The organism is Jatrophihabitans sp. YIM 134969 (assembly GCF_054456675.1).
Map to the genome: position 1 here is coordinate 64,463 of NZ_JBTJEQ010000014.1, position 19,271 is coordinate 83,733.

20 protein-coding genes are annotated in these 19,271 nt (G+C 70.9%); 14 read left to right on the forward strand and 6 right to left on the reverse strand.

From position 1 onward, the window contains the following. On the reverse strand, positions 1 to 873 hold the full coding sequence (locus tag ACXR2U_RS09660; RefSeq protein WP_458824765.1) for a WecB/TagA/CpsF family glycosyltransferase: 873 nt from the start codon (positions 871 to 873) through the stop codon (positions 1 to 3). Between the two features lie 244 nt (positions 874 to 1,117). Between ACXR2U_RS09660 and ACXR2U_RS09665 the strand changes: the two genes are divergently transcribed. Continuing rightward, positions 1,118 to 1,705, forward strand: coding sequence for a PadR family transcriptional regulator (locus tag ACXR2U_RS09665; protein WP_458824766.1), 588 nt, complete (start codon positions 1,118 to 1,120; stop codon positions 1,703 to 1,705). Further along, positions 1,705 to 2,802 (forward strand): inositol-3-phosphate synthase, encoded by a 1,098-nt coding sequence (locus ACXR2U_RS09670; protein ID WP_458824767.1) that lies wholly within the window; start codon positions 1,705 to 1,707, stop codon positions 2,800 to 2,802. The genes ACXR2U_RS09665 and ACXR2U_RS09670 overlap by 1 nt, the downstream gene beginning before the upstream one ends. A gap of 106 nt (positions 2,803 to 2,908) precedes the next feature. Here the strand turns inward: ACXR2U_RS09670 and ACXR2U_RS09675 are convergent, their stop codons facing one another. Continuing rightward, complete coding sequence (locus ACXR2U_RS09675) at positions 2,909 to 3,430, reverse strand: hypothetical protein (protein WP_458824768.1); 522 nt, start codon at positions 3,428 to 3,430, stop codon at positions 2,909 to 2,911. A gap of 166 nt (positions 3,431 to 3,596) precedes the next feature. Here ACXR2U_RS09675 and ACXR2U_RS09680 point away from each other — a divergent pair, with 166 nt between their 5' ends. The 6 genes from ACXR2U_RS09680 to ACXR2U_RS09705 all read left to right on the forward strand — a co-directional run bounded on the left by ACXR2U_RS09680 (position 3,597) and on the right by ACXR2U_RS09705 (position 7,778). Beyond that, positions 3,597 to 4,772: a toll/interleukin-1 receptor domain-containing protein gene (locus ACXR2U_RS09680; protein WP_458824769.1), complete on the forward strand. Its 1,176-nt coding sequence runs from the start codon at positions 3,597 to 3,599 to the stop codon at positions 4,770 to 4,772. 70 nt (positions 4,773 to 4,842) lie between these two features. After that, positions 4,843 to 5,505 (forward strand): HAD family hydrolase, encoded by a 663-nt coding sequence (locus ACXR2U_RS09685; RefSeq protein WP_458824770.1) that lies wholly within the window; start codon positions 4,843 to 4,845, stop codon positions 5,503 to 5,505. Positions 5,506 to 5,633: 128 nt separating this feature from the next. Beyond that, on the forward strand, positions 5,634 to 6,488 hold the full coding sequence (locus ACXR2U_RS09690) for a phosphosulfolactate synthase (RefSeq protein ID WP_458824771.1): 855 nt from the start codon (positions 5,634 to 5,636) through the stop codon (positions 6,486 to 6,488). After that, the gene (locus ACXR2U_RS09695; RefSeq protein WP_458824772.1) at positions 6,472 to 6,870 is read left to right on the forward strand and encodes a VOC family protein; all 399 of its coding nucleotides are present in this window, start codon (positions 6,472 to 6,474) and stop codon (positions 6,868 to 6,870) included. Before ACXR2U_RS09690 ends, ACXR2U_RS09695 begins: the two co-directional genes overlap by 17 nt. A 58-nt stretch (positions 6,871 to 6,928) precedes the next feature. Next, entirely contained in the window at positions 6,929 to 7,354 is a 426-nt protein-coding gene (locus ACXR2U_RS09700; protein ID WP_458824800.1) for a helix-turn-helix domain-containing protein, read from the forward strand. A 10-nt stretch (positions 7,355 to 7,364) separates the two neighbouring features. Beyond that, on the forward strand, positions 7,365 to 7,778 hold the full coding sequence (locus ACXR2U_RS09705; protein WP_458824773.1) for a VOC family protein: 414 nt from the start codon (positions 7,365 to 7,367) through the stop codon (positions 7,776 to 7,778). Between the two features lie 54 nt (positions 7,779 to 7,832). Here ACXR2U_RS09705 and ACXR2U_RS09710 read toward each other — a convergent pair whose 3' ends face one another. Further along, positions 7,833 to 8,591, reverse strand: coding sequence for a helical backbone metal receptor (locus ACXR2U_RS09710; RefSeq protein WP_458824801.1), 759 nt, complete (start codon positions 8,589 to 8,591; stop codon positions 7,833 to 7,835). 116 nt (positions 8,592 to 8,707) lie between these two features. Here ACXR2U_RS09710 and ACXR2U_RS09715 point away from each other — a divergent pair, with 116 nt between their 5' ends. From ACXR2U_RS09715 to ACXR2U_RS09735, 5 genes are read left to right on the forward strand one after another with little or no spacing between them, the layout of a single operon-like run. Beyond that, the gene (locus ACXR2U_RS09715; protein ID WP_458824774.1) at positions 8,708 to 9,103 is read left to right on the forward strand and encodes a YbaB/EbfC family nucleoid-associated protein; all 396 of its coding nucleotides are present in this window, start codon (positions 8,708 to 8,710) and stop codon (positions 9,101 to 9,103) included. Continuing rightward, on the forward strand, positions 9,100 to 9,420 hold the full coding sequence (locus ACXR2U_RS09720) for a hypothetical protein (RefSeq protein ID WP_458824775.1): 321 nt from the start codon (positions 9,100 to 9,102) through the stop codon (positions 9,418 to 9,420). The genes ACXR2U_RS09715 and ACXR2U_RS09720 overlap by 4 nt, the downstream gene beginning before the upstream one ends. Further along, positions 9,417 to 9,902 (forward strand): WXG100-like domain-containing protein, encoded by a 486-nt coding sequence (locus ACXR2U_RS09725; protein ID WP_458824776.1) that lies wholly within the window; start codon positions 9,417 to 9,419, stop codon positions 9,900 to 9,902. The genes ACXR2U_RS09720 and ACXR2U_RS09725 overlap by 4 nt, the downstream gene beginning before the upstream one ends. Positions 9,903 to 9,914: 12 nt before the next feature. Further along, positions 9,915 to 10,502: a hypothetical protein gene (locus tag ACXR2U_RS09730; RefSeq protein ID WP_458824777.1), complete on the forward strand. Its 588-nt coding sequence runs from the start codon at positions 9,915 to 9,917 to the stop codon at positions 10,500 to 10,502. Next, the gene (locus tag ACXR2U_RS09735) at positions 10,502 to 10,834 is read left to right on the forward strand and encodes a DUF7674 family protein (protein ID WP_458824778.1); all 333 of its coding nucleotides are present in this window, start codon (positions 10,502 to 10,504) and stop codon (positions 10,832 to 10,834) included. Before ACXR2U_RS09730 ends, ACXR2U_RS09735 begins: the two co-directional genes overlap by 1 nt. A 193-nt stretch (positions 10,835 to 11,027) precedes the next feature. On the opposite strand, the gene icmF is transcribed toward ACXR2U_RS09735, so the two are convergent. Together icmF and ACXR2U_RS09745 are read right to left on the reverse strand one after the other, a co-directional pair. Continuing rightward, positions 11,028 to 14,276, reverse strand: a complete 3,249-nt coding sequence (icmF, locus tag ACXR2U_RS09740) for a fused isobutyryl-CoA mutase/GTPase IcmF (protein ID WP_458824779.1) — start codon at positions 14,274 to 14,276, stop codon at positions 11,028 to 11,030. 126 nt (positions 14,277 to 14,402) lie between these two features. Then, positions 14,403 to 14,894, reverse strand: coding sequence for a beta-class carbonic anhydrase (locus ACXR2U_RS09745; RefSeq protein ID WP_458824780.1), 492 nt, complete (start codon positions 14,892 to 14,894; stop codon positions 14,403 to 14,405). Between the two features lie 488 nt (positions 14,895 to 15,382). Between ACXR2U_RS09745 and ACXR2U_RS09750 the strand changes: the two genes are divergently transcribed. After that, positions 15,383 to 16,051, forward strand: coding sequence for a helix-turn-helix transcriptional regulator (locus ACXR2U_RS09750; protein WP_458824782.1), 669 nt, complete (start codon positions 15,383 to 15,385; stop codon positions 16,049 to 16,051). 7 nt (positions 16,052 to 16,058) lie between these two features. Here ACXR2U_RS09750 and ACXR2U_RS09755 read toward each other — a convergent pair whose 3' ends face one another. Then, complete coding sequence (locus ACXR2U_RS09755; protein WP_458824783.1) at positions 16,059 to 19,085, reverse strand: BTAD domain-containing putative transcriptional regulator; 3,027 nt, start codon at positions 19,083 to 19,085, stop codon at positions 16,059 to 16,061. Positions 19,086 to 19,271 lie beyond the last annotated feature (186 nt).

The window sequence follows — 19,271 nt, forward strand, 5'->3', positions numbered from 1 at the left end:
TCACCCCGCCCGTTCGACGTCGTCCGGGGACCGGGTCCACGGACCGGGGACCACCACGTCGCTCGTGCCGTGCCGGTAGGGCGCGGAGCGGCGCGCCGACGGGTGACGTGCGCGGTCGTCGGCGGTGGGCAGCGGGCGGACCGGGACGACCTGCGCCATCGCGACCCGCAGGAGGAACGCGGGGTTGCCGACGAGGTAGCGACGCGTGAGCCGGCGCGGTTCCTGCAGGAGCCGGAACGCCCACTCCATCCGGGCGTGCCGCACCACCCGTGGCGCCCGGCGGACGACACCGGCGGAGAAGTCGAAGAACGCGCCGACGCCGATCGACAGCCGTGCGCCCGTGCGCGGGCCGAGGTGCCGGGCCCAGATCTCCTGACGGGGGTTGCCGAGGGCGACGAGCACGACGTCGGCGGCGGACTCCCGGACGATCTCCGCGGCCGCGGCGCTGGAGACGGTGTAGCCGTCGAGGGCACCCGCGACGCGCAGGCCGGGAACCGCCAGCGCCCACCGACGTGCGGTCCGCTCGGCAACGCCGGGGGCGGCGCCGTAGAAGAACACGGTGTGGCCGTCGGCCGCGAAGTCGCTCAACAGGTCCGGCAGCAGGTCGGTGCCGTTGAGGTTGTCGGTGAACGGAGCGCCCTGCAGACGCGCCGCGATGCCGATCCCGAGCCCGTCGTTGAGCACGAGCGAGGCGTGGTGGAGCGACGCGCGGTAGCGCAGGTCGCCGGCGGCGAGGTTCAGGGAGTGGGCGTTGACGAACGCCACGACATCGTGACCGGGCCGCGCCGCCATCGCGGTCACCGCGGACCGCGCCGCCGCGCGGTCGAGGTGGTCGACCGGGACACCGAGGATCTCGGCCGGACGTGCCCGCATCCCGACTCTCCCGACGTCAGCCCGGTACGACTTCCTGCGAAAAGAACGTGTGATTGACGGTATCAGACACCAGACAGACTTCATGTCCGCTGTATGTCGGTCGTCACTGTCTTGGTGGAAAGTCCTTTGTGTGGAAGAGGTGGGCTCGCGCCGGGAGGTGCCACCACGACGTGTCGACGTGTTGTATCGTGCTGATACATCGAGTCGATCCAGCGACTCGGACGGACGTCGGGAGGTGGTCGGGATGCTCGAGTTCACGATCCTGGGCCTGCTCCACGACACACCCATGCACGGTTACGAGCTGCGCAAGCGGCTGTCGGACCTGCTGGGGACGTTCCGCGCGTTCTCGTACGGCTCGCTGTACCCGACGCTCAAGCGGATGTCCGACCAGGGCTGGATCGTCGACGAGGAGCCGCTCGACCGGCCGGTGGGCGACGACGCCACCCGGGCCGCCGGTCGGCGCCGTCGGGTCTACCGGCTCACCGCCGAGGGCAAGGAGCACTTCTCCGAGCTGCTCGCCGAGGTCGGCCCCGACGCGTTCGACGACGGAGGCTTCGGAGCGCGTCTGGCCTTCTTCGGTCAGACCCGGTCCGACGTCCGGTTGCGGATCCTCGAGGGCCGACGCCGTCGGGTCGAGGAACGGCGCGAGGGGATCGCCGCGCGCCGCACCACCGAACGGCTCGACCGCTACACCCGGCAGTTGCACGAACACGGGCTGGAGTCCGTGGAACGTGAGGTCCGGTGGCTCGAGGAACTCATCGACATGGAACGGCGGGACGCGTCCCGACCGGCCGGTCACCACACCACCAAGGAAACGAAGGAGCAGCCCTGATGGGTGCACAGAACAACGATCGCAAGATCCGCGTCGCGATCGTCGGCGTCGGCAACTGCGCGTCGTCGCTCGTCCAGGGCGTCGAGTACTACCGCGACGCCGACCCGTCCCAGCGCGTGCCGGGTCTCATGCACGTCGACTTCGGCGGTTACCACGTCGGTGACGTCGAGTTCGTCGCCGCGTTCGACGTGGACGCCAAGAAGGTCGGCCGCGACCTCTCCGAGGCGATCGTCGCCAGCGAGAACAACACCATCACCATCACCGACGTCCCGCCGCTCGGCGTGACCGTGCAGCGTGGCCACACCTTCGACGGCCTCGGCGAGTACTACCGCGAGATGGTCGAGGAGTCCGACGAGGAGCCGGTCGACGTCGTCCAGGTGCTCAAGGACGCCCAGGTCGACGTCCTGGTGTCCTACCTGCCCGTCGGGTCCGAGGACGCCGACAAGTTCTACGCCCAGGCCGCGATCGACGCCAAGGTCGCGTTCGTCAACGCGCTGCCGGTGTTCATCGCCAGCAACCCCGAGTGGGCCCAGAAGTTCACCGACGCCGGCGTGCCGATCGTCGGCGACGACATCAAGAGCCAGGTGGGCGCCACCATCACCCACCGCGTGCTCGCGAAGCTGTTCGAGGACCGCGGCGTCGAGTTGCTGCGCACGTACCAGCTGAACTTCGGCGGGAACATGGACTTCATGAACATGCTGGAGCGCAAGCGCCTGCAGTCCAAGAAGATCAGCAAGACCCAGTCGGTCACCTCGCAGATCCCGCACGAGATGCGCAAGGCCGACGTCCACATCGGCCCGTCGGACCACGTGCCGTGGCTCGACGACCGCAAGTGGGCCTACGTCCGCCTCGAGGGCAAGTCCTTCGGCGACACCCCGCTGAACCTGGAGTACAAGCTCGAGGTCTGGGACTCGCCGAACTCGGCCGGCGTCATCATCGACGCCGTGCGCGCCGCCAAGATCGCGAAGGACCGTGGCGTCGGTGGCCCGGTTCTCTCGGCGTCGAGCTACTTCATGAAGAGCCCGCCGGTGCAGTACGACGACCAGCAGGCCCGCGACGCCGTCGAGGCGTTCATCAAGGGCGACATCGAGAGCTGATCGTCAGCCGACGGCCTCGAGCTCGGGGACTCCTCCGAGTCAATCCGACACGTTCCGACCGCCCCGTCCACCTCTGCGGTGGGCGGGGCGTCGTCGTGTCTGGGGATCACTCTCCTGGGACGGCGGACGTCAGGTCGGGAACGTCGCACGCCTCGGCCAGCACGGCGCTGAACTGGGCCAACTCGCGACGCGATCGCTCCAGATCCGTACGGAGGTCGGCCGCTTCGATCCACCGCCGTTCATGCTCGATCGGCGAGGTGCCTGCAGGCCGCCTCTGCTCCCAGGACTGCAGACGTCCGTGCCAGAGCGTGAGCGTCGGCCGGAGCCCGAAGTTGAGCATCCACACCGCGAGATAGCCGAAGTTCGGTTCGCCGTCGCGTTTTCGCTCCGCGACGGCGGGCCCATAACGCCGCAGGATCTCGCGGGTGGCCGCGAACAGGCTGTGCCGACTCGTCAATGCTTCCCGAAGCGATCCGTCACCGTACGGGAGCGGCACCACGGCGACACGGGTGACGAGTTCGATATACAACTCCCAGGCCGCCCGCCGCTCGACGTCGTTCGGCTCCCACGAGGAGCTCACTTCAAGGAACGGCAACTTCAGTCCGATGTTGATCGACTTCGGGGGCACCTGACCTCCTCGACGGTTCCGACGCCGTGCGGTCCGAGCATGGTCCTGGCAGATGGCCGTGGCGGTGCCGCGCGAGCCGATGTGCCCGTTTGGGCTGCGGTGGGACGGGCACCTCGCGGTCGGCGGGCCGGCGCTGCAAGATGCGCGGTGACGGAGAGGGGATGAGGTGGGCACGATCTTCCTGTCGCATTCCTCTGCCGACAAACAGTTCGTGCGGCGGCTGGCGCTCGATCTGCTGCAGGCCGGTTTCAACGTGTGGTTCGACGAGACGAACCTCGGGGTTGGTAACAAGCTCGCGCCTGCGATTCAGAAGGGCATCGACACCGCGTCCCACGTCATCGTGGTGCTGTCGTCGCATCTGGTCGGTTCGAAGTGGGTGGACCAGGAACTGGTGTGGGCGTTGGACGTCGAGACACGCTCGGGCCGAGAAATTCTCATTCCGCTTCGGATCGACGACGCCGACGTGCCGGAACGCTTGAATGACCGGCTCTACGCCGACTTCGCCGCCGGGTCGTACTCCGAACAGTTGTCCATCCTCATTGAACGTCTCCGGCTAGAACATGCCGATGCGGTCACGACCGACGATGGTGCGGGCCCGGATCCGTTGATCCCCCTGTTCGCGTACAGCGCAGTGGATCTGGACAGCAGCAGACTCGCGGCGCGTGTGCGCGCCATGTGCGCTGCGCCCCCCAACGGACCTGACTCGATCGGACCTCACCAGTTCCGAATGTTCGAGGAGCCGACGTACCGGACTCTACGGACGCGGATGTTCGCGCGGCTCGACACCATCGCCGACGATCCGTTCTACACGCCGGCGTTCGCAGCCAGTCTGCGTTCGTTCGTCGAATCCGTGACCCGTCACGAGAAGGCACTGCTCGTGAACCTGGCCTCGCTCTCGACCGCCCTGTGTCGCGCGGACATCTCCGAGCTGGTCTTCACCGAGGCCGCCGAGTGGTACTGGCGGTTGGAGCGGACCTACATCGTCGGGTGGATGTGGAACACCCAACGCCCGGCCGGCGACGTGCTCGAGTTCGGCCGGGCGTTGTTCCAGCGGGCCTCCGCCTTGGATTTCGTGGCCGCGGTCTACGGAGTCGAGCGGACGGTACCGGTGCACCTGATCGTCCCCGATGAGCGCGGGAGCGTCTACTCGGCCGGAGTCGACCCGGCGTCGGACATCGGACGACAGTTCAGCACCGAGATGTATGTCTGGCCGGAACCGTTGCAGCTGGTCCACGACCAGGATCTCGTGTCGAAGTGGCTGATCCCCCAGATCCTGTTCTACGGCGACGGCGCACCGATCGCCTGGCGGCTGCTGCCTCGGTCCCAGATCGGCCTGCGCTGACCCGCCCGGTGTGGGTGATCGGCCGGCCGAGGGAGCGGGCCCCGAAACGTCATGCACCTAGGGTGCGACTGTGCCGATCACCGATCCAGTGGTGCGCGCGGTCGTGTTCGACATCGGCGAGACGCTCGTAGACAAGTCCCGCGAGTACGCGGGCTGGGCCCGTGCGCTGGGCACGACGCCCCACACCTTCTCGGCGGTGTTCGGCGCCACCGTCGTCGCGGGCGGCGGCGTCGAGGCGACGATGCGTCGGTTCGACGCCGGCGGTCTGGGGTCGTACCGGGACCTCGTCGCTGGCGGTGTGATCCCGCCGCCGGGGGAGCAGGACCTGTTCCCCGGCGTCCGCGACCTGCTCACCGCGCTGCGCTCGGCCGGTCTCCGGGTCGGCGTCGCGGGCAACCAGCCACCGGGGTACGGCGACCTGCTGCGCCGCCTCGACCTGCCGGCCGACGTCGTCGCGACCTCGGAGGACTGGGGCGTCCGCAAACCCGAGCCCGGGTTCTTCGCCCGCGCCGTGACCGAGGTGCTCGGTACCGGTGCCGATCCCGCGTCGGTCGTCTACGTGGGTGACCAGCTCGACGCCGACGTCGCCGGGGCGACGCGCGCGGGCCTGCGCGCCGTGCGGGTGCTGCAGGGACCGTGGGGACGGCTGCTGCGTGACCCCTTCATCGAGGCCACGGCACTGGCCGTGGTCGACCACGTCGCCGACGTCGCAGCTCTCCTGTCGGATCAGTAGAGAACCGAAGCTTCGGTCGAGCCACAGATCGACAACAGGTCGGTCACAGTGACGGATGCGGGCGAACCGGGAACATCAGTCCCGACATCGCTCCACCTCTGTCGCCGACAAGGACGTGACCACAGCCCATGCGCCACCACGGCATCGAACTCGACCTGCCCGAGCGACCCGCGAAACCCCGCCGTACGGGGCTCACGATGATGATCGACAACGGTCTGCCCACCGGCCACTTCACGGACGTCGTCAAGAGTTTCGCGCCGATGGTCGACATCGTGAAGTTCGGGTGGGGCACCTCGCTGGTCACCGAGGGGCTGGTCCGCAAGCTGCACGTGCTGCGCGAGGCGGGCGTCGACTTCTACTTCGGCGGCACGCTGTTCGAGAAGTTCCTGCACCAGGGACGCCTCGACGACTGGCAGCGCTGGGTGGACCGCTTCGGCTGTACCACCGTGGAGATCTCCAACGGCACCATCGACCTCCCCAACGAGCGCAAGGCCGAGTACGTCGAACGTTTCGCCCGCGAGTACCAGGTCTTCTCCGAGGTCGGCGCGAAGGACCAGGCGCGTAGCGAGGACCAGGCCGCGCAGGAGTGGATCGACTGGATCACGCAGGACCAGCAGGCGGGCGCGTCCTACGTGATCACCGAGTCGCGGGAGAGCGGCAAGAGCGGGATCTGCGGCCGCGACGGCCAGGTCCGCGGTGACCTGTTCGACCAGCTCACCCACGCGCCGATCGACATGGCCAGGATGCTGTTCGAGGCGCCGAACAAGGAACTGCAGGCCTTCTTCATCCGGCGCCTCGGCCCCGACGTGAACCTGGGCAACATCGCGTCCTGCGACCTCGTCGGCCTCGAGACCCTGCGTCTCGGTCTGCGCAGCGACACCTTCTTCGACGTGGGCGGCCCCGGGGCCTGGCCCGACGTGCTCGACCTCCCGTCCGACGCCCCCACCACCGAGGAGGCCCGCGCCCGTGCGCGAGTCGCGTGACGCCTTCCACCTCGCCATCCCGGCCCGCGACCTCGACGAGGCGTTCGAGTTCTACGTGACGGGTCTGGGTTGCAAGCTCGCCCGTCGCTACGACGACCGCATCACGCTGGACTTCTTCGGCGACCAGGTCGTGTGCCACCTGTCGGAGAAGTGGGAGCGCGAGGTCGAGATGTACCCGCGTCACTTCGGGGTGACGTTCCGGGAGCGCGCGGACTACGACCGGCTCGTGCACCTCGTCGACGCCCGCGGGCTGCGCTACTTCGCCAAGCCGTTCCAGCGCTTCGAGGGCCTCGTGGAGGAGCACACGAGCTTCGTGCTCCAGGACCCGTCCAACAACCTGCTCGAGTTCAAGTGGTACGCCGATCCCCGGATGATGTACTGACGGTCGCGCGTGGTCTGATCCTCGCGTGGTGACCGCCCGGGAGGACGTCAACCGCCGGATGCTCCGGGCGCGCGACCTCATGGACCGCTCGTACGCCGAACCCCTCGACGTCCCGACCCTGGCCCGCGCCGCCCACGTGTCGGCGTCGCACTTCGCGCGGACGTTCAAGGACACCTTCGGTGAGACCCCGCACCGCTACCTCCAGCGGCGGCGGGTCGAGCGCGCGATGTACCTGCTGCGCGAGACGCCGGCGTCGGTGACCGACGTCTGCGTGCAGATCGGGTTCACCAGCCTCGGCACCTTCAGTCGCACGTTCCGGGAGATCGTGGGGTGTTCCCCGTCGGAGTACCGCGAGCGGACGCCGCCGCACCCACCGGCCGTCCCCGGGTGCTTCTCCCGTTCGTGGACGCAGCCCAGCAGCGCGGCGACGATCGCCGCGATGACGGCAGTTTCGGAGAAGCACGAAGCGACGGGTTCGCCCTAGCGTCTCTGGCATGTGGAACTCCATCAACATGTCGCACGTGTTCGTCCTCGACCAGGAGGAGGCGAAGACCTGGTACACCGAGGTCCTCGGCCTCGAGGTGTCGGCCGACATGGACTTCGGCCCGATGCGCTGGTTGACCGTCCGGGTGCCCGGCACGACCGGGCGCGACATCCTGCTCGAACTCCCCGGTGCGCCCGGCATGGACGACGCCTCGGGTGCGGCCACCCGGGAGTTGGTCACGAAGGGCGCGACCGGCTTCACCTTCGGCCTGACGACCGACGACTGCCACAAGACCTACGAGACGCTGAAGGAACGCGGGGTCGAGTTCACCGACCCGCCGACCCAGCAGCCCTACGGCATCGACTGCGGTGCGCGGGACCCGTTCGGGAACCACTTCCGGATCGTGCAGCCGGTCATGTCATAGCCGGATCGTGCAGCCGGTCATGTCGTAGCCGGATCGTGCAGCCGGTCGCCTGAGCTACCGGCCGACGGCGAGCGCGGCGGGCAGCCCCGCGCGGGCCTCGACCAGTGACGGGCCGTACCAGGTCAGCAGCCGGCCCTCGACCAACGCGGTCGCGAGGCCGGGGAACACCTCCGGGCCGTCGTGGGCGCTGAACACGTACGGCTCGTCGGGCAGGACGACGACGTCCGGGTCGGCGGCGGCGATGTCCGCCGCCGACACGGTCGGGTACCGGTCGTCGGCGGCGCTGAAGCAGTTGTCGAAGCCCAGTCGGTCGAGCACGTCGCCGGTGAACGTCCTGGACCCGACGACCATCCAGGGGTCGCGCCAGATCGCGACCGCGGCGCGACGACGTGGGCCGGACGGGGGAACGGCCCACGCCCGTTCCGCCTGGACCAGCCAGGCCGGGACCTCGAGGCCGACCGCCTCGACGAACAGGCGGCGCAGCGAGGCGAAGGCGTCGTCGAGGGTCTCGATGCGGGTCACCCAGACCGGGACGCCGGCCTCGCGCAGGCGGCGGACGTCGAGTTCGCGGTTCTCCTCCTGGTTGGCGACCACCAGGTCCGGCCGCAAGGCCTCGATCGCCGCCCGGTCGGGGTTCTTCGTGCCGCGCACCCGGGCCACGTCGAGGCCCGCGGGCCGGGTGCACCAGTCGGTGGCGCCGACCACCCGGTCGGGAACGGTCACCGCGAGCGCCTCGGTCAGTGACGGCACCAACGACACGATCCGCCGGGGCGGGGACGGCAGGTCGACCGTGGCGCCGAGGTCGTCGAGCAGGGGCACGTCCGGCACGCTACCGACCGCCCCGGACCACCGAGCCGATCACTGACCGGGACGCCATCCGTGCCGCCGTCCGCGTCGGACCGAGGCTCGCAGACGGTACGTTTCCCGGTGTGCGACCGGCATCAGACGCGGAACCCACGGGCCCGGAGGACACGGTCCTCGGTGCGCTGACCTCCCTCACGGCGAACGGTTCCGACACCTCGGGCAACGTCGAGGTCACCCTCGACGGTCGTGGCCGTCTCGTCGACCTCGTCGTGAGCGACCTGGTCGTGGCTGAGGGTCGGCGGGCCGTGGAACGCCAGGTCCGCGAGGCCTTCGACGCCGCGGCTGACGAGCTCGACCGGCTGCGTCAGGCCGAGGGGCAGCGAATGCTCGAGTCCGGGCAGATGCGCATCGCGGCGCTCACCGGCCAACTCCAACAGCTCAGCGACCACGCCGACGCCCGGATGCGCGACGCCCTCGAGCAGTTGCGCACCCAGGCCGACCGGATCGGAGGGTCCGCGTGACCGGGTTCGACCTCGATCCGACCACCTTCCCGAAGGTGGCCGCGGTCCTCGACCAGCAGCGGGCGGCCCTGGCCTCCCACACCGACGCCGTGCGCGCGACCACCGGCAGCGGCAACCCGTGGGGCGGCGACAAGCAGGGTTCGGCGTTCGGCCAGATCTACGCCGACGTGCTCGACCACGTCACCGACGTCATGGCGAACCACGGCGAGTTGCTCTCCTACGCCAGCACCCAGCTGACGAGCTGGGCCGACGACGCCGTGGCCACCGACGACCAGGTGGCGGGCAGGTTGAACGCGTTGGGCGGTGGCCCCGCGTGAGCATCGAACTGCCGGGCTTCCTCACCGAGGCCCTGAGCTACATCGGCATGGACTGGCCGCAGGCCGACGAGGACAAGCTGTTCGAGGCCGCGAGCGCGTGGGGGACCTTCGCAGGCCAACTGCGTGAGGTCGAGTCGTCGACCTCGAGCGCCGCCGCCGACATCTGGAGCGTGAACTCCGGTGCGGCCGTCGAGGCCTTCCAGACCTGGTGGGACGCCCAGCCCCGGCAGCACCTGCTCGACGACGCGTCGGGGTCCGAGGCCATCGGCACCACCCTCACGATCTTCGGCACCGCGACGATCGCCCTCAAGGGCGTTTACCTCGTCCAGCTCGGCATCCTCGCCGCCACGCTCATCCAGGCGGCAGCGACCGCCTTCGTGACGTTCGGTGCGTCGCTCGCCGAGATCCCGATCGTCAGCCAGATCGTGCGGCAGGCCATCGAGACGGCCATCGAGAACATGATCTTCGAGATCCTCTTCTAGGGAGGGGGGACCATGCCGAGGCACGGTGGTGGCGGGAAGATCCCCGAGATCGTCGAGAACGCCGTCAAGCGACGGATGAGGAAGACCGACCTGCCGCACGGTCACGGCGGCACACCGGGCACCCCGGGCGCGCCGAACACCCCGGGCGTGCCAGGGCGGGGCACGTCGCCGCGGCCGCCGCACCAGCACTACGACGGCACCACCCGCCCCGCGCTCACCCCGGACGGCCGCAACCTCACGCCGCCGTCGAACCCGGCGTCGCGTCCGTCGCTCGGCGACCGGTTGCCGCCCGGCAGCCCCAACGCCAAGGCGCAGACCAAGCTGCACAACATCCTGAAGAACCTCTACAAGGGCACCGACAACCCCCGTGGCACGGTCGGCGACGGTCGGACGGCCGATGCCCACCGGTGGGAGCAGCGCTCCCACGAGCCGCTCGGCCGCAATCCGCAGGGCGAACCGGCGTGGCACGGCACCAAGTCCCAGGAGAGCGTGAACGGCCTGGAGAACTGGCTGGCGAAGAACCCGGATGCCCCGCAGGAGTGGCGCGACATCGCCCAGGCCGAACTCGACAACCTCAAGAACGCGCTCGGAGGCCACTGATGCCGACCACCGTGAACGACCTGTTCGACCGGCTCGTGGCCGCCGTGCCCGACCTCGGCCCGATCAGGGACGAGAGCATCGAGGACAACGGCGGGTTGCTGCCCCACCTGCTCATGGGCGACATCGTGGCGTGGTGCGAGGACCACGTGGACGACCGACGCGACGACGTCGAACGAGTGGCTCGCATCGTGGCCGACGCGCTGCGCGACGGCGACGAGCAGACCCGGAACGTCGTGCTCGTGTCGTTCAGCGAGGGGATCTTCCCCGGCACCCCGCTGTGGGACGTCGTCCCGGAGTCGCTGCGCGACACCTGGTCGGGACCGCCCGCGTGACCGCGACCCCCCACGCGTCCCGTCCGGCGTCGCCGAGGCCGACGGGCCGCCCCGGCGGATCCTGAAGGACGAGGCCCGGCCCGACGTGCCGGTGGAGCACCGCCGCGGCGTCGACGTCTCGGACCTCGCGCTGTCGGTGACGGCGTTCGGCGACGGGGAGGCGTACGCGACGTGGCAGCAGACCTGAGCGGCCTCAGACGTTGCGGCGGTACTGGCCGCCGACCTCGAAGAACGCGTCGCTGATCTGCCCGAGCGACAGGTGCCGCACCGCCTCCATGAGCGCGTCGAAGACGTTCTCCCCGGACACCGCTGCACGCTGCAACAGTTCCAGCGCGGCCGGCGCGTCGGTGCGGTGCTCCTCGTGGAAGCGGGCCAACCGGTCCAGCTGCCCCCGCTTCTCCCCCTCGGTCGCCCGGGCCAGTTCGACGGTGACGGGTGCGGCGTCCTCGGCGTGGGGATCGAGGAAGGTGTTGACGCCGACGATCGGCAGCGAACCGTCGTGCTTGCGACGCTCGTAGAGCATCGACTCGTCCTGGATACGCCCGCGCTGGTAACCGGTCTCCATCGCCCCGAGCACGCCGCCACGCTCGGAGATCCGGTCGAACTCCAGCAGCACGGCCTCCTCGACGAGATCGGTCAGCTGCTCGATGACGTAGCTGCCCTGGATCGGGTTCTCGTTGTCGGCGAGGCCCCACTCCTGGTCGATGATCATCTGGATCGCGAGTGCGCGCCGCACCGAGTGCTCGCTCGGTGTGGTGACCGCTTCGTCGTAGGCGTTGGTGTGCAGGCTGTTGCAGTTGTCGTAGATCGCACAGAGCGCCTGCAGGGTGGTGCGGATGTCGTTGAAGTCCATCTCCTGGGCGTGCAGCGACCGGCCGGAGGTCTGCACGTGGTACTTGAGCTTCTGGCTGCGTTCGCTCGCGCCGTACTTCTCCTTCATGGCGACGGCCCAGATCCGCCGGGCGACCCGGCCGATGACCGAGTACTCGGCGTCGAGCCCGTTGGAGAAGAAGAACGACAGGTTCGGCGCGAAGTCGTCGATGGCCATGCCACGCGCGAGGTAGGACTCGACGTAGGTGAACCCGTTGGACAGCGTGAACGCCAACTGGCTGATGGGGTTCGCCCCGGCCTCGGCGATGTGGTAGCCGGAGATCGACACGGAGTAGAAGTTGCGTACCTGGTGGTCGATGAACCACTGCTGCATGTCACCCATGCACCGCAAGGCGAACTCGGTCGAGAAGATGCAGGTGTTCTGACCCTGGTCCTCCTTGAGGATGTCGGCCTGCACCGTGCCGCGCACGTGCGACAGCACCCAGGCCCGGATCCCCTCGGCCTCGGCGGCGTCGGGTTCGCGGCCCTCCTCCTCGCGGAAGGCCTCGAGGCGTTGGTCGATCGCCGTGTTGAGGAACATGGCGAGGATCGCCGGCGCGGGCCCGTTGATGGTCATCGACACCGACGTGGTCGGCGAGGTCAGGTCGAAGCCGTCGTACAGGACCTTCATGTCCTCGAGGGTGGCGATCGAGACGCCGGACGTGCCGACCTTGCCGTAGATGTCGGGGCGCGGGTCAGGGTCGCGGCCGTACAGCGTGACCGAGTCGAACGCGGTCGACAGGCGGGTCGCCTCGCTGCCGCTCGAGAGCAGCTTGAACCGGCGGTTGGTGCGGAAGGCGTCACCCTCGCCCGCGAACATGCGCGCAGGCGCCTCGCCCTCCCGCTTGAACGGGAACACCCCGGCGGTGAACGGGTAGTAGCCCGGGAGGTTCTCCTCGCGCAGGAACCGCACGAGATCCCCGTGGTCCGTGGTGCGGGGGAGGGCGACGCGCGGAACCCGTGTTCCGGACAGGGTTTCCCGGGTCAGCTCGGTGCGGAACTCCTGGCCGCGGACCGAGTAGGTGAAGGAGTCGCCGGCGTACTTCTCGACCACTGTGGGCCACGCCGTCAACTGCTCGCGGACGTCGGCGTGCAACGCGGTTTCCGTTGCTTGCTGCAACGATGCGACGGCCTCGCCGGCGGGCGAACCTTCCGGCAGCAGACCTGCGGTGGTCGCGAGGTGCTGGCGGCGGCGCGCCACCGCGGCCTGGTCGTCGGTCTCGGCGTGGTGGGCGCGGACGGTCTCGGCGATCTCGGCGAGGTACCGCGCGCGGTTGCCCGGCAGCACACCGTGCAGGGCGGTCGACACCTTGCCGGTCACCCGCGGGAGCCGCCCGGCACCGACTGGCAGACCCTTCGCGGTGAGCTCGCCCAGCAGGTACCCGTACAGCGCGGTGACACCGTCGTCGTCGAAGCGGGCGGCGCTGGTGCCGAAGACCGGCATGTCCTCCCAAGGAACGCCGAAGACCTCACGGTTGCGGACCATCTGCCGGGCGACGTCACGGCGGGCGTCGTCGGCACCACGTCGCTCGAACTTGTTGACCGCCACGGCGTCGGCGAAGTCGAGCATGTCGATCTTCTCCAGCTGCGAGGCCGCGCCGTACTCGGGTGTCATGACGTACAGGGAGACGTCGGAGAACGGCAGGATGCTGGTGTCGCCCTGGCCGATGCCCGGCGTCTCGACCACGACGAGGTCGAAACCCGCGGCCTTGACGGCGTCGACGAGGTCACCGAGGTGTTCCGGCACGGCCGAGCCCGCGGTGCGGGTGGCGAGCGAGCGGAAGAAGGTGTGGTTGCCGCCCGGCGAGCTCTCCAGGGCGTTCATCCGGATCCGGTCGCCCAGCAGCGCGCCGCCGCCGCGGCGCCGGGTGGGGTCGACCGCGAGGTGGGCGATCCGCAGCTTGTCCTCGTGGTCGAGTCGGAACCGTCGCAGCAGTTCGTCGGACAGGGACGACTTGCCCGAGCCGCCGGTGCCCGTGAGGCCGAGCACCGGCACGTGCCGCCGCCCGGCCACCTCGCGCACCGCGGCGGCGAGCTCGGCGTCGCGACCCTGCTCGAGCACGGTGAGCGCTCGGGCGAGGGCCGCGGTGTCGCCGGAGAGCACCGCGTCGAGGTCGGGGGACTCGGCCGCAAGGTCGACGTCGGCGGTCCGGACGAGCTGGTTGATCATCCCGGGCAGGCCGAGGCGCTGGCCGTCCTCCGGGGAGAAGATCGTGACGCCCCGCTCGCGCAGCAACGCGATCTCGTCGGCGACGATGACACCGCCGCCACCGCCGAACACCTGCACGTGGCCCGCGCCGCGGGCGCGCAGCTGCTCGACCAGGTAGCTGAAGTACTCGACGTGGCCGCCCTGGTACGACGACACGGCGACGCCCTGGGCGTCCTCCTCGATCGCGGCGCGCACCACCGACTCGACGCTGCGGTCGTGGCCCAGGTGGACCACCTCGGCGCCCTGGCTCTGCAGCATCCGCCGCATGATGTTGATCGCGGCGTCGTGGCCGTCGAACAGGCTCGCCGCGGTGACGAAGCGGACCGGGTTCACCGGGACGTGCAGGTCCTTGGTCGTCGGCACGGGAGCCTCCTCGCTCGATGTACTAGGACGTCCTAGTAACCGTACGAGGGTGTACCCCGGATCGGGTCCGGGGTGTCGGCGGGATCACGCGTCGCCCGCCGACCCGTGTCGCAGGCGGTGACCGTCTCAGGCGGTGACCTCGGCGAGTCGACCGGTGGCGACGTCGAAGACGAACCCCCGCACGGAGGTCTTGTGCGGGATGAACGGGCTGGCGTGGATGCGCGCGATCGACTGCCGCACGTCCTCGTCCAGGTCCGGGAAGGCCTCGGCGGCCCAGTCGGGCTTGATGCCGACCTCGTCCTGGATGGAGCGCTTGAACTCGTCGTCGGTGAAGGTGAGCATGCCGCAGTCGGTGTGGTGGATCAGGACGATCTCCTGCGTGCCGAGCAGGCGCTGGCTGATCGCGAGGGACCGGATCTCGTCCTCGGTCACCACGCCGCCGGCGTTGCGGATGACGTGCGCCTCGCCCGCGTCGAGGCCGAGCAGGCGGTACACGTCGAGGCGCGCGTCCATGCACGCCAGCACCGCGACGTGTCTCGACGGCGGGAGGGGGAGCGGCCCGGTGAAGGACTCGGCGTAGCGCGCGTTGTTGGCGAGGAGGTCGTCGGTGACGGTCACCGGTGAACCCTAGCAAGTCGACCGGGAAACTAGGAATACCTCAGGTCGGCAACGGTCCGGGCACCGGGGGAGGTCCCGGTTCGGGCGACGGCACGGGCGAGGGGGCGGGCGACGGCCCGGGTCCGGGGATCGGGTCCGGGCCGGGGGTCGGGTACGGCTCCGGTGTCGGTGGCAGCGTCATGGACCCGTGGTACCCGCGGACGCCCGGCCGTGTCCAGACACCGGTCCGGTCACGCGGTGGGCAGAACCGGTGAGGGTCGGTCCGGAAGGACTCTCCACCGCACAACACGGACGAAAGCCCTGTAGATGTGGCAATTCCCCTGCTCTCAACGGCCGGGACGGGTCGTTGGTGCGTGCCCGTTGAGTCCGCGACCGTGCCCGTTGAGTCGGCGTTGATTGCCTGTTCGGTCCTTCCCAGGAAGCTGTCCTCCAGCTACCGGACCCGGTGGGGTGTCCGGTCACCAGGAACAACGTTTCGAGGAGTCAGCATGCCGCGCGTCACCGTCACCGTCCGTGCCACCGATCCCCTCTCCGAGATGGGGGTCGTCACCGCCCTGCGGCCGCGTCCGGAGATCCGGGTGGTCCCCGCCGACCCGGTCGCGGGCCACGAGGAGATCGCGTCCGTCGCCGTCGTCGTGACCCACGCGGTGGACGCCTCGACGTTGCGGCTGCTCGCCGCCGTGCGCCACCAGGGCACCCGGCGCATCGTCCTGGTCGCCGCCGTGCTGTCCGACCGCGACGTGCTCGCCGCCGCCGAGGCCGGCGTGGTCGGGCTCGTCCGCCGCGCCGAGGCGACGTCGGACCGCATCGTGCGGGTGGTGCTCCAGGCCGCCGCGGGCGAGGGTTCGGTCCCCTCGGACCTGCTCGGACGGCTGCTCGGCCAGCTCGGTCAGTTCGGGCAGGTCAGCTACGTCGGTGCGCCGGTTCCCGGTGGCGTCGGCACCGAGCAGCGCAGTTCGGTGCGCTCACGCCTCGCCCAGCGTGAGGTCGACGTGCTCCGCCTGGTGGCCGACGGCTACGACACCGCCCAGATCGCGCACCGACTGTGCTACTCGGAGCGGACGGTCAAGAACGTGCTGCACGGTGTGACGACGCGCCTGCAGCTGCGCAACCGCTCGCACGCCGTGGCCTACGCGGTGCGCGAAGGCCTGATCTGAGCGAGGGTCAGACCCCGAGCCCGGCGAGGACGTCCGCGTAGGACGACTTCGCCCGGCCGGCGGCGGCGCGGTCGCCGGTGCGCTCGAGGGCCTCGATCAGCACGCGCCACGCGCCGTCGTGCCAGCGGTCGACCCGCACGGCCTGCGAGGCCGACCGGGCAGCTGCCGCCGGGTCGCCCCGTTCGAGTCGGCCGGTGGCGAGGGCGTACGCCGCTTCGGCCGCCCGCATCCGGTACTCCTCGCGGACCTGCACGACCCACTCGGCCGGGCCGTCCTCGGGCAAGACCTCACCGACGTACAGATCCGTTGCCCTCTGCAACGCTTCCAGGTGCCCCTCGACGTCGTCGCGGTGGCGCGCGGCGGTCGCGGCGCGCAGGGCCAGGTCGAACTCGCGCAGGTCGGAGGTGGCCGTGGGGGCCAGGACGAGCGTGTAGGCCTGGCCGTCGCGTACCAGCAGCCGGGAGGCGCGCGGGGCGACGTCGGGTTCCAGTGCCCCCCGCAGGCTGGACACCGTCACGTGCAGGTTGTGCAGCGCGGACCGCACCGTGAGGTCGGGCCAGAACAGCTCGGCCAGCAACTCGCGGTGCACAGGACGCCCGGCGTGCAGGCACAGCAACCGCAGCACCGACCGGGCCCGTGGGCGCACCCCACCGAGGTCGACCGGGGAGCCGTCGAGTTCCAACGTGAAGCCGCCGAAGCAGTGGACCCGCGCGACGGGGAGATCGGGTCCGTCGAGCGTCGCCGCCGGGGTGGGGTCGGCAGGCGGCAGCACCGACAGCGTGGTGAGGTCGCTGACCGGGGCGGTCGCGGCGGGCGGCGCGACCGACGCCGCCACCGGCAGCGTGTCGGTGGCCGACAGCGACGCGGCCGCCGGCGCCGAGACCACGGGGGCGGTGGCCGACGTCGCCGGGCGACCGTGGGCGCGCGCCGACTTCAACCAGGTCCAGGGCTTGGCGCCGAGGCCCGCGGCGCGGCCGGTGGCCTCGGCGAGGCGGGTGTACTCGGCCCGGTCGCTGACCTCGGACGCCCCGAGCGCCGCGTAGGCGAGCGACAGGGCGCCGGGCACCGAGTTGGCCTTGGCGAGGGCCTCGGCCAGGCGGGCGTCGCGGAAGGCGTCCGGCAGTCCCTCGTGCACCGCGGTGACGGCGTAGAGCGCGCGGGTCCACGCCTCGAGCACGCCGGCGTCCAGCGCGCGGAACCGCTCGACCAGCGACTCGATCGCGGCGATGTCGCACTCGCCGGCGCGGAGCTCGGCCAGGGCCGAGCCGAGGGCGATGAGGGCCGCACCCCACTTGTCGCCCATCGCGTCGCACTCCTCGACCAGGGCGGCGGCGATGTCGAGGTCGTGCCGCTGGCCGCCGCGGGCGACCGCGACCCCGCGGGCCATGCGGGCGAGCCACGACAACCCGTGCAGTTCGGCCTCGGTGTGGGCGCTGTCGAGATCGGGGACGGGGACCCCGGCACGGTCACCGAGCGCCGCGACGGCGGCGAGCAGCAACCGGGCCGACAGTTGGGCGACGACGTCGGCGGCCGGGTCCTGCGCGCAGCGGCGCAGCACCACCGCCGCGCGCTCGTGGTTGCCGGCGAGGATGAGGGCGACGCCCTCGCACACCAGGCGCATCGGGCTGTCGAGCGAGTGCGCCCGCTGGGCGGCGCTGGCCGGGTCACGCACGGTCGACGCCCGGAGCACGTCCTCCCACCGCGTCGGTGACGTGGTGTCGGCGGACGTCCACACGCTCGCCCGGCGCACGACGTGGTCGCACGCCCGCCGGCCCCGGGCGTCGGAGAACTTCACCCGCGCGCTGCGGGCGGCCTGGACCGCGGGCAGGAACCGGCCGTCCTCGAGCAGGGCGACGGCCCGCGCGAGGCCCGCCCACGGGTCGGCGTCGATGACGTGGTCCGGCAGCAGTCGCACCCAGGCGTCGGTCTGGGTCGTGGTCAGTGCGGGACCGTGGAGGTCGAGCAGGGCGCGCACGCCGTCCCAGTCCTGGGCGCGGCAGCGGGCGACGAGGTGCTCCAGGGAGACCTCCTCGCCGGCCAGGGTGTCGGCGGCGCGGCGGTGCCAGGCGCGCATGGCGTCGGGGCCGAGGCGGTCGGCGAGTTCGGTGGCGACGTGGCGCCGGATCGCCGGGTGGACGCGGAAGTTCTCGCCCGACTCGTCGACCTCGAGCAGGAGTGGCACCTCGCGGAGGCGGCGCAGGGTCGTCGCCGAGTCGTCGACCTCGAGCAGGGCGTTGCATCGTGCAACGGTCAGGACGTCGAACGCCGCGGTCCGGCGGAGGAACTCGCGATCGGCGGCGCTGACGCCGACGTACACCTGGTCCTCGAGGTAGGCCGAGGCGTACCGGGCGCGTTCGGTGAGCGAGGAGAGCGCGGGGGCGATGGCGCCGGGGCCGAGCCGGCGCAGTGCACCGTGCAACAGTGACAACCCGGCGGCCCAGCCCCCGGTGCGGCGCGTCAGCTCCACGGCGTCGGCCGAGCCGAGCGGGATGGCGTAGCGCTCGCGGAACAAGGTCTCGACCTCCCACGGCCGGAACCGCAGGTCCTGGTGGTCGAGTTGGACCTGGTCCACGAGTTCGCCCCGGGCGAGGTTCCACCCGGGGAGGTCCCGGCCGACCAGGACGAGGCAGACCTGGTCGATGGCGTCGAGCGCGAACTCCTCGAGGCGGCTGTGGTCGGCCGGCCCGAGCAGGTGGACGTCGTCGACGACCACGACCGGGTGACCGGGCGCGTGCTCGAGCCGCAGCACCAGTTGGTCGACGGTCGTGCGGCCGCCCGCGGACCCGGGACCGGTGCCGAGCGCGACGTCGAGCGCGGCCGCGAGGTGGTCGAGCACGGTCGAGGTCGGGACCGGTGCGGCGGCGGGGTCGGCCGCCACGGCGCGGTACCAGGCGACGGGGACGTCGAGGCCGGTCGACCACTGGGCGACCGTGGAGGTCTTGCCGATGCCGGGTGGCCCGCCGACCAGGACCAGCCCGGTGGGGCGGCCGTGGTCGAGCATGGCGTCCAGGCGCGGTCGGCCGAGCCCGCGCACCCGTGGCACGCTCAGGCGGGAACGGGGCACCGTTCCTGGCAGGCCGCCGGCCATCGATCTCCGCTCCCGTGCGGTGGGTGCTCTGGTCCGACACCCCGCACAACCGGGTGAGAGGATATCGCCCGACGGGACCTTGTGGAGCAGTGTTCCTCACATCCGTCGGAGGTCGCGCCCCGCACGAACCGG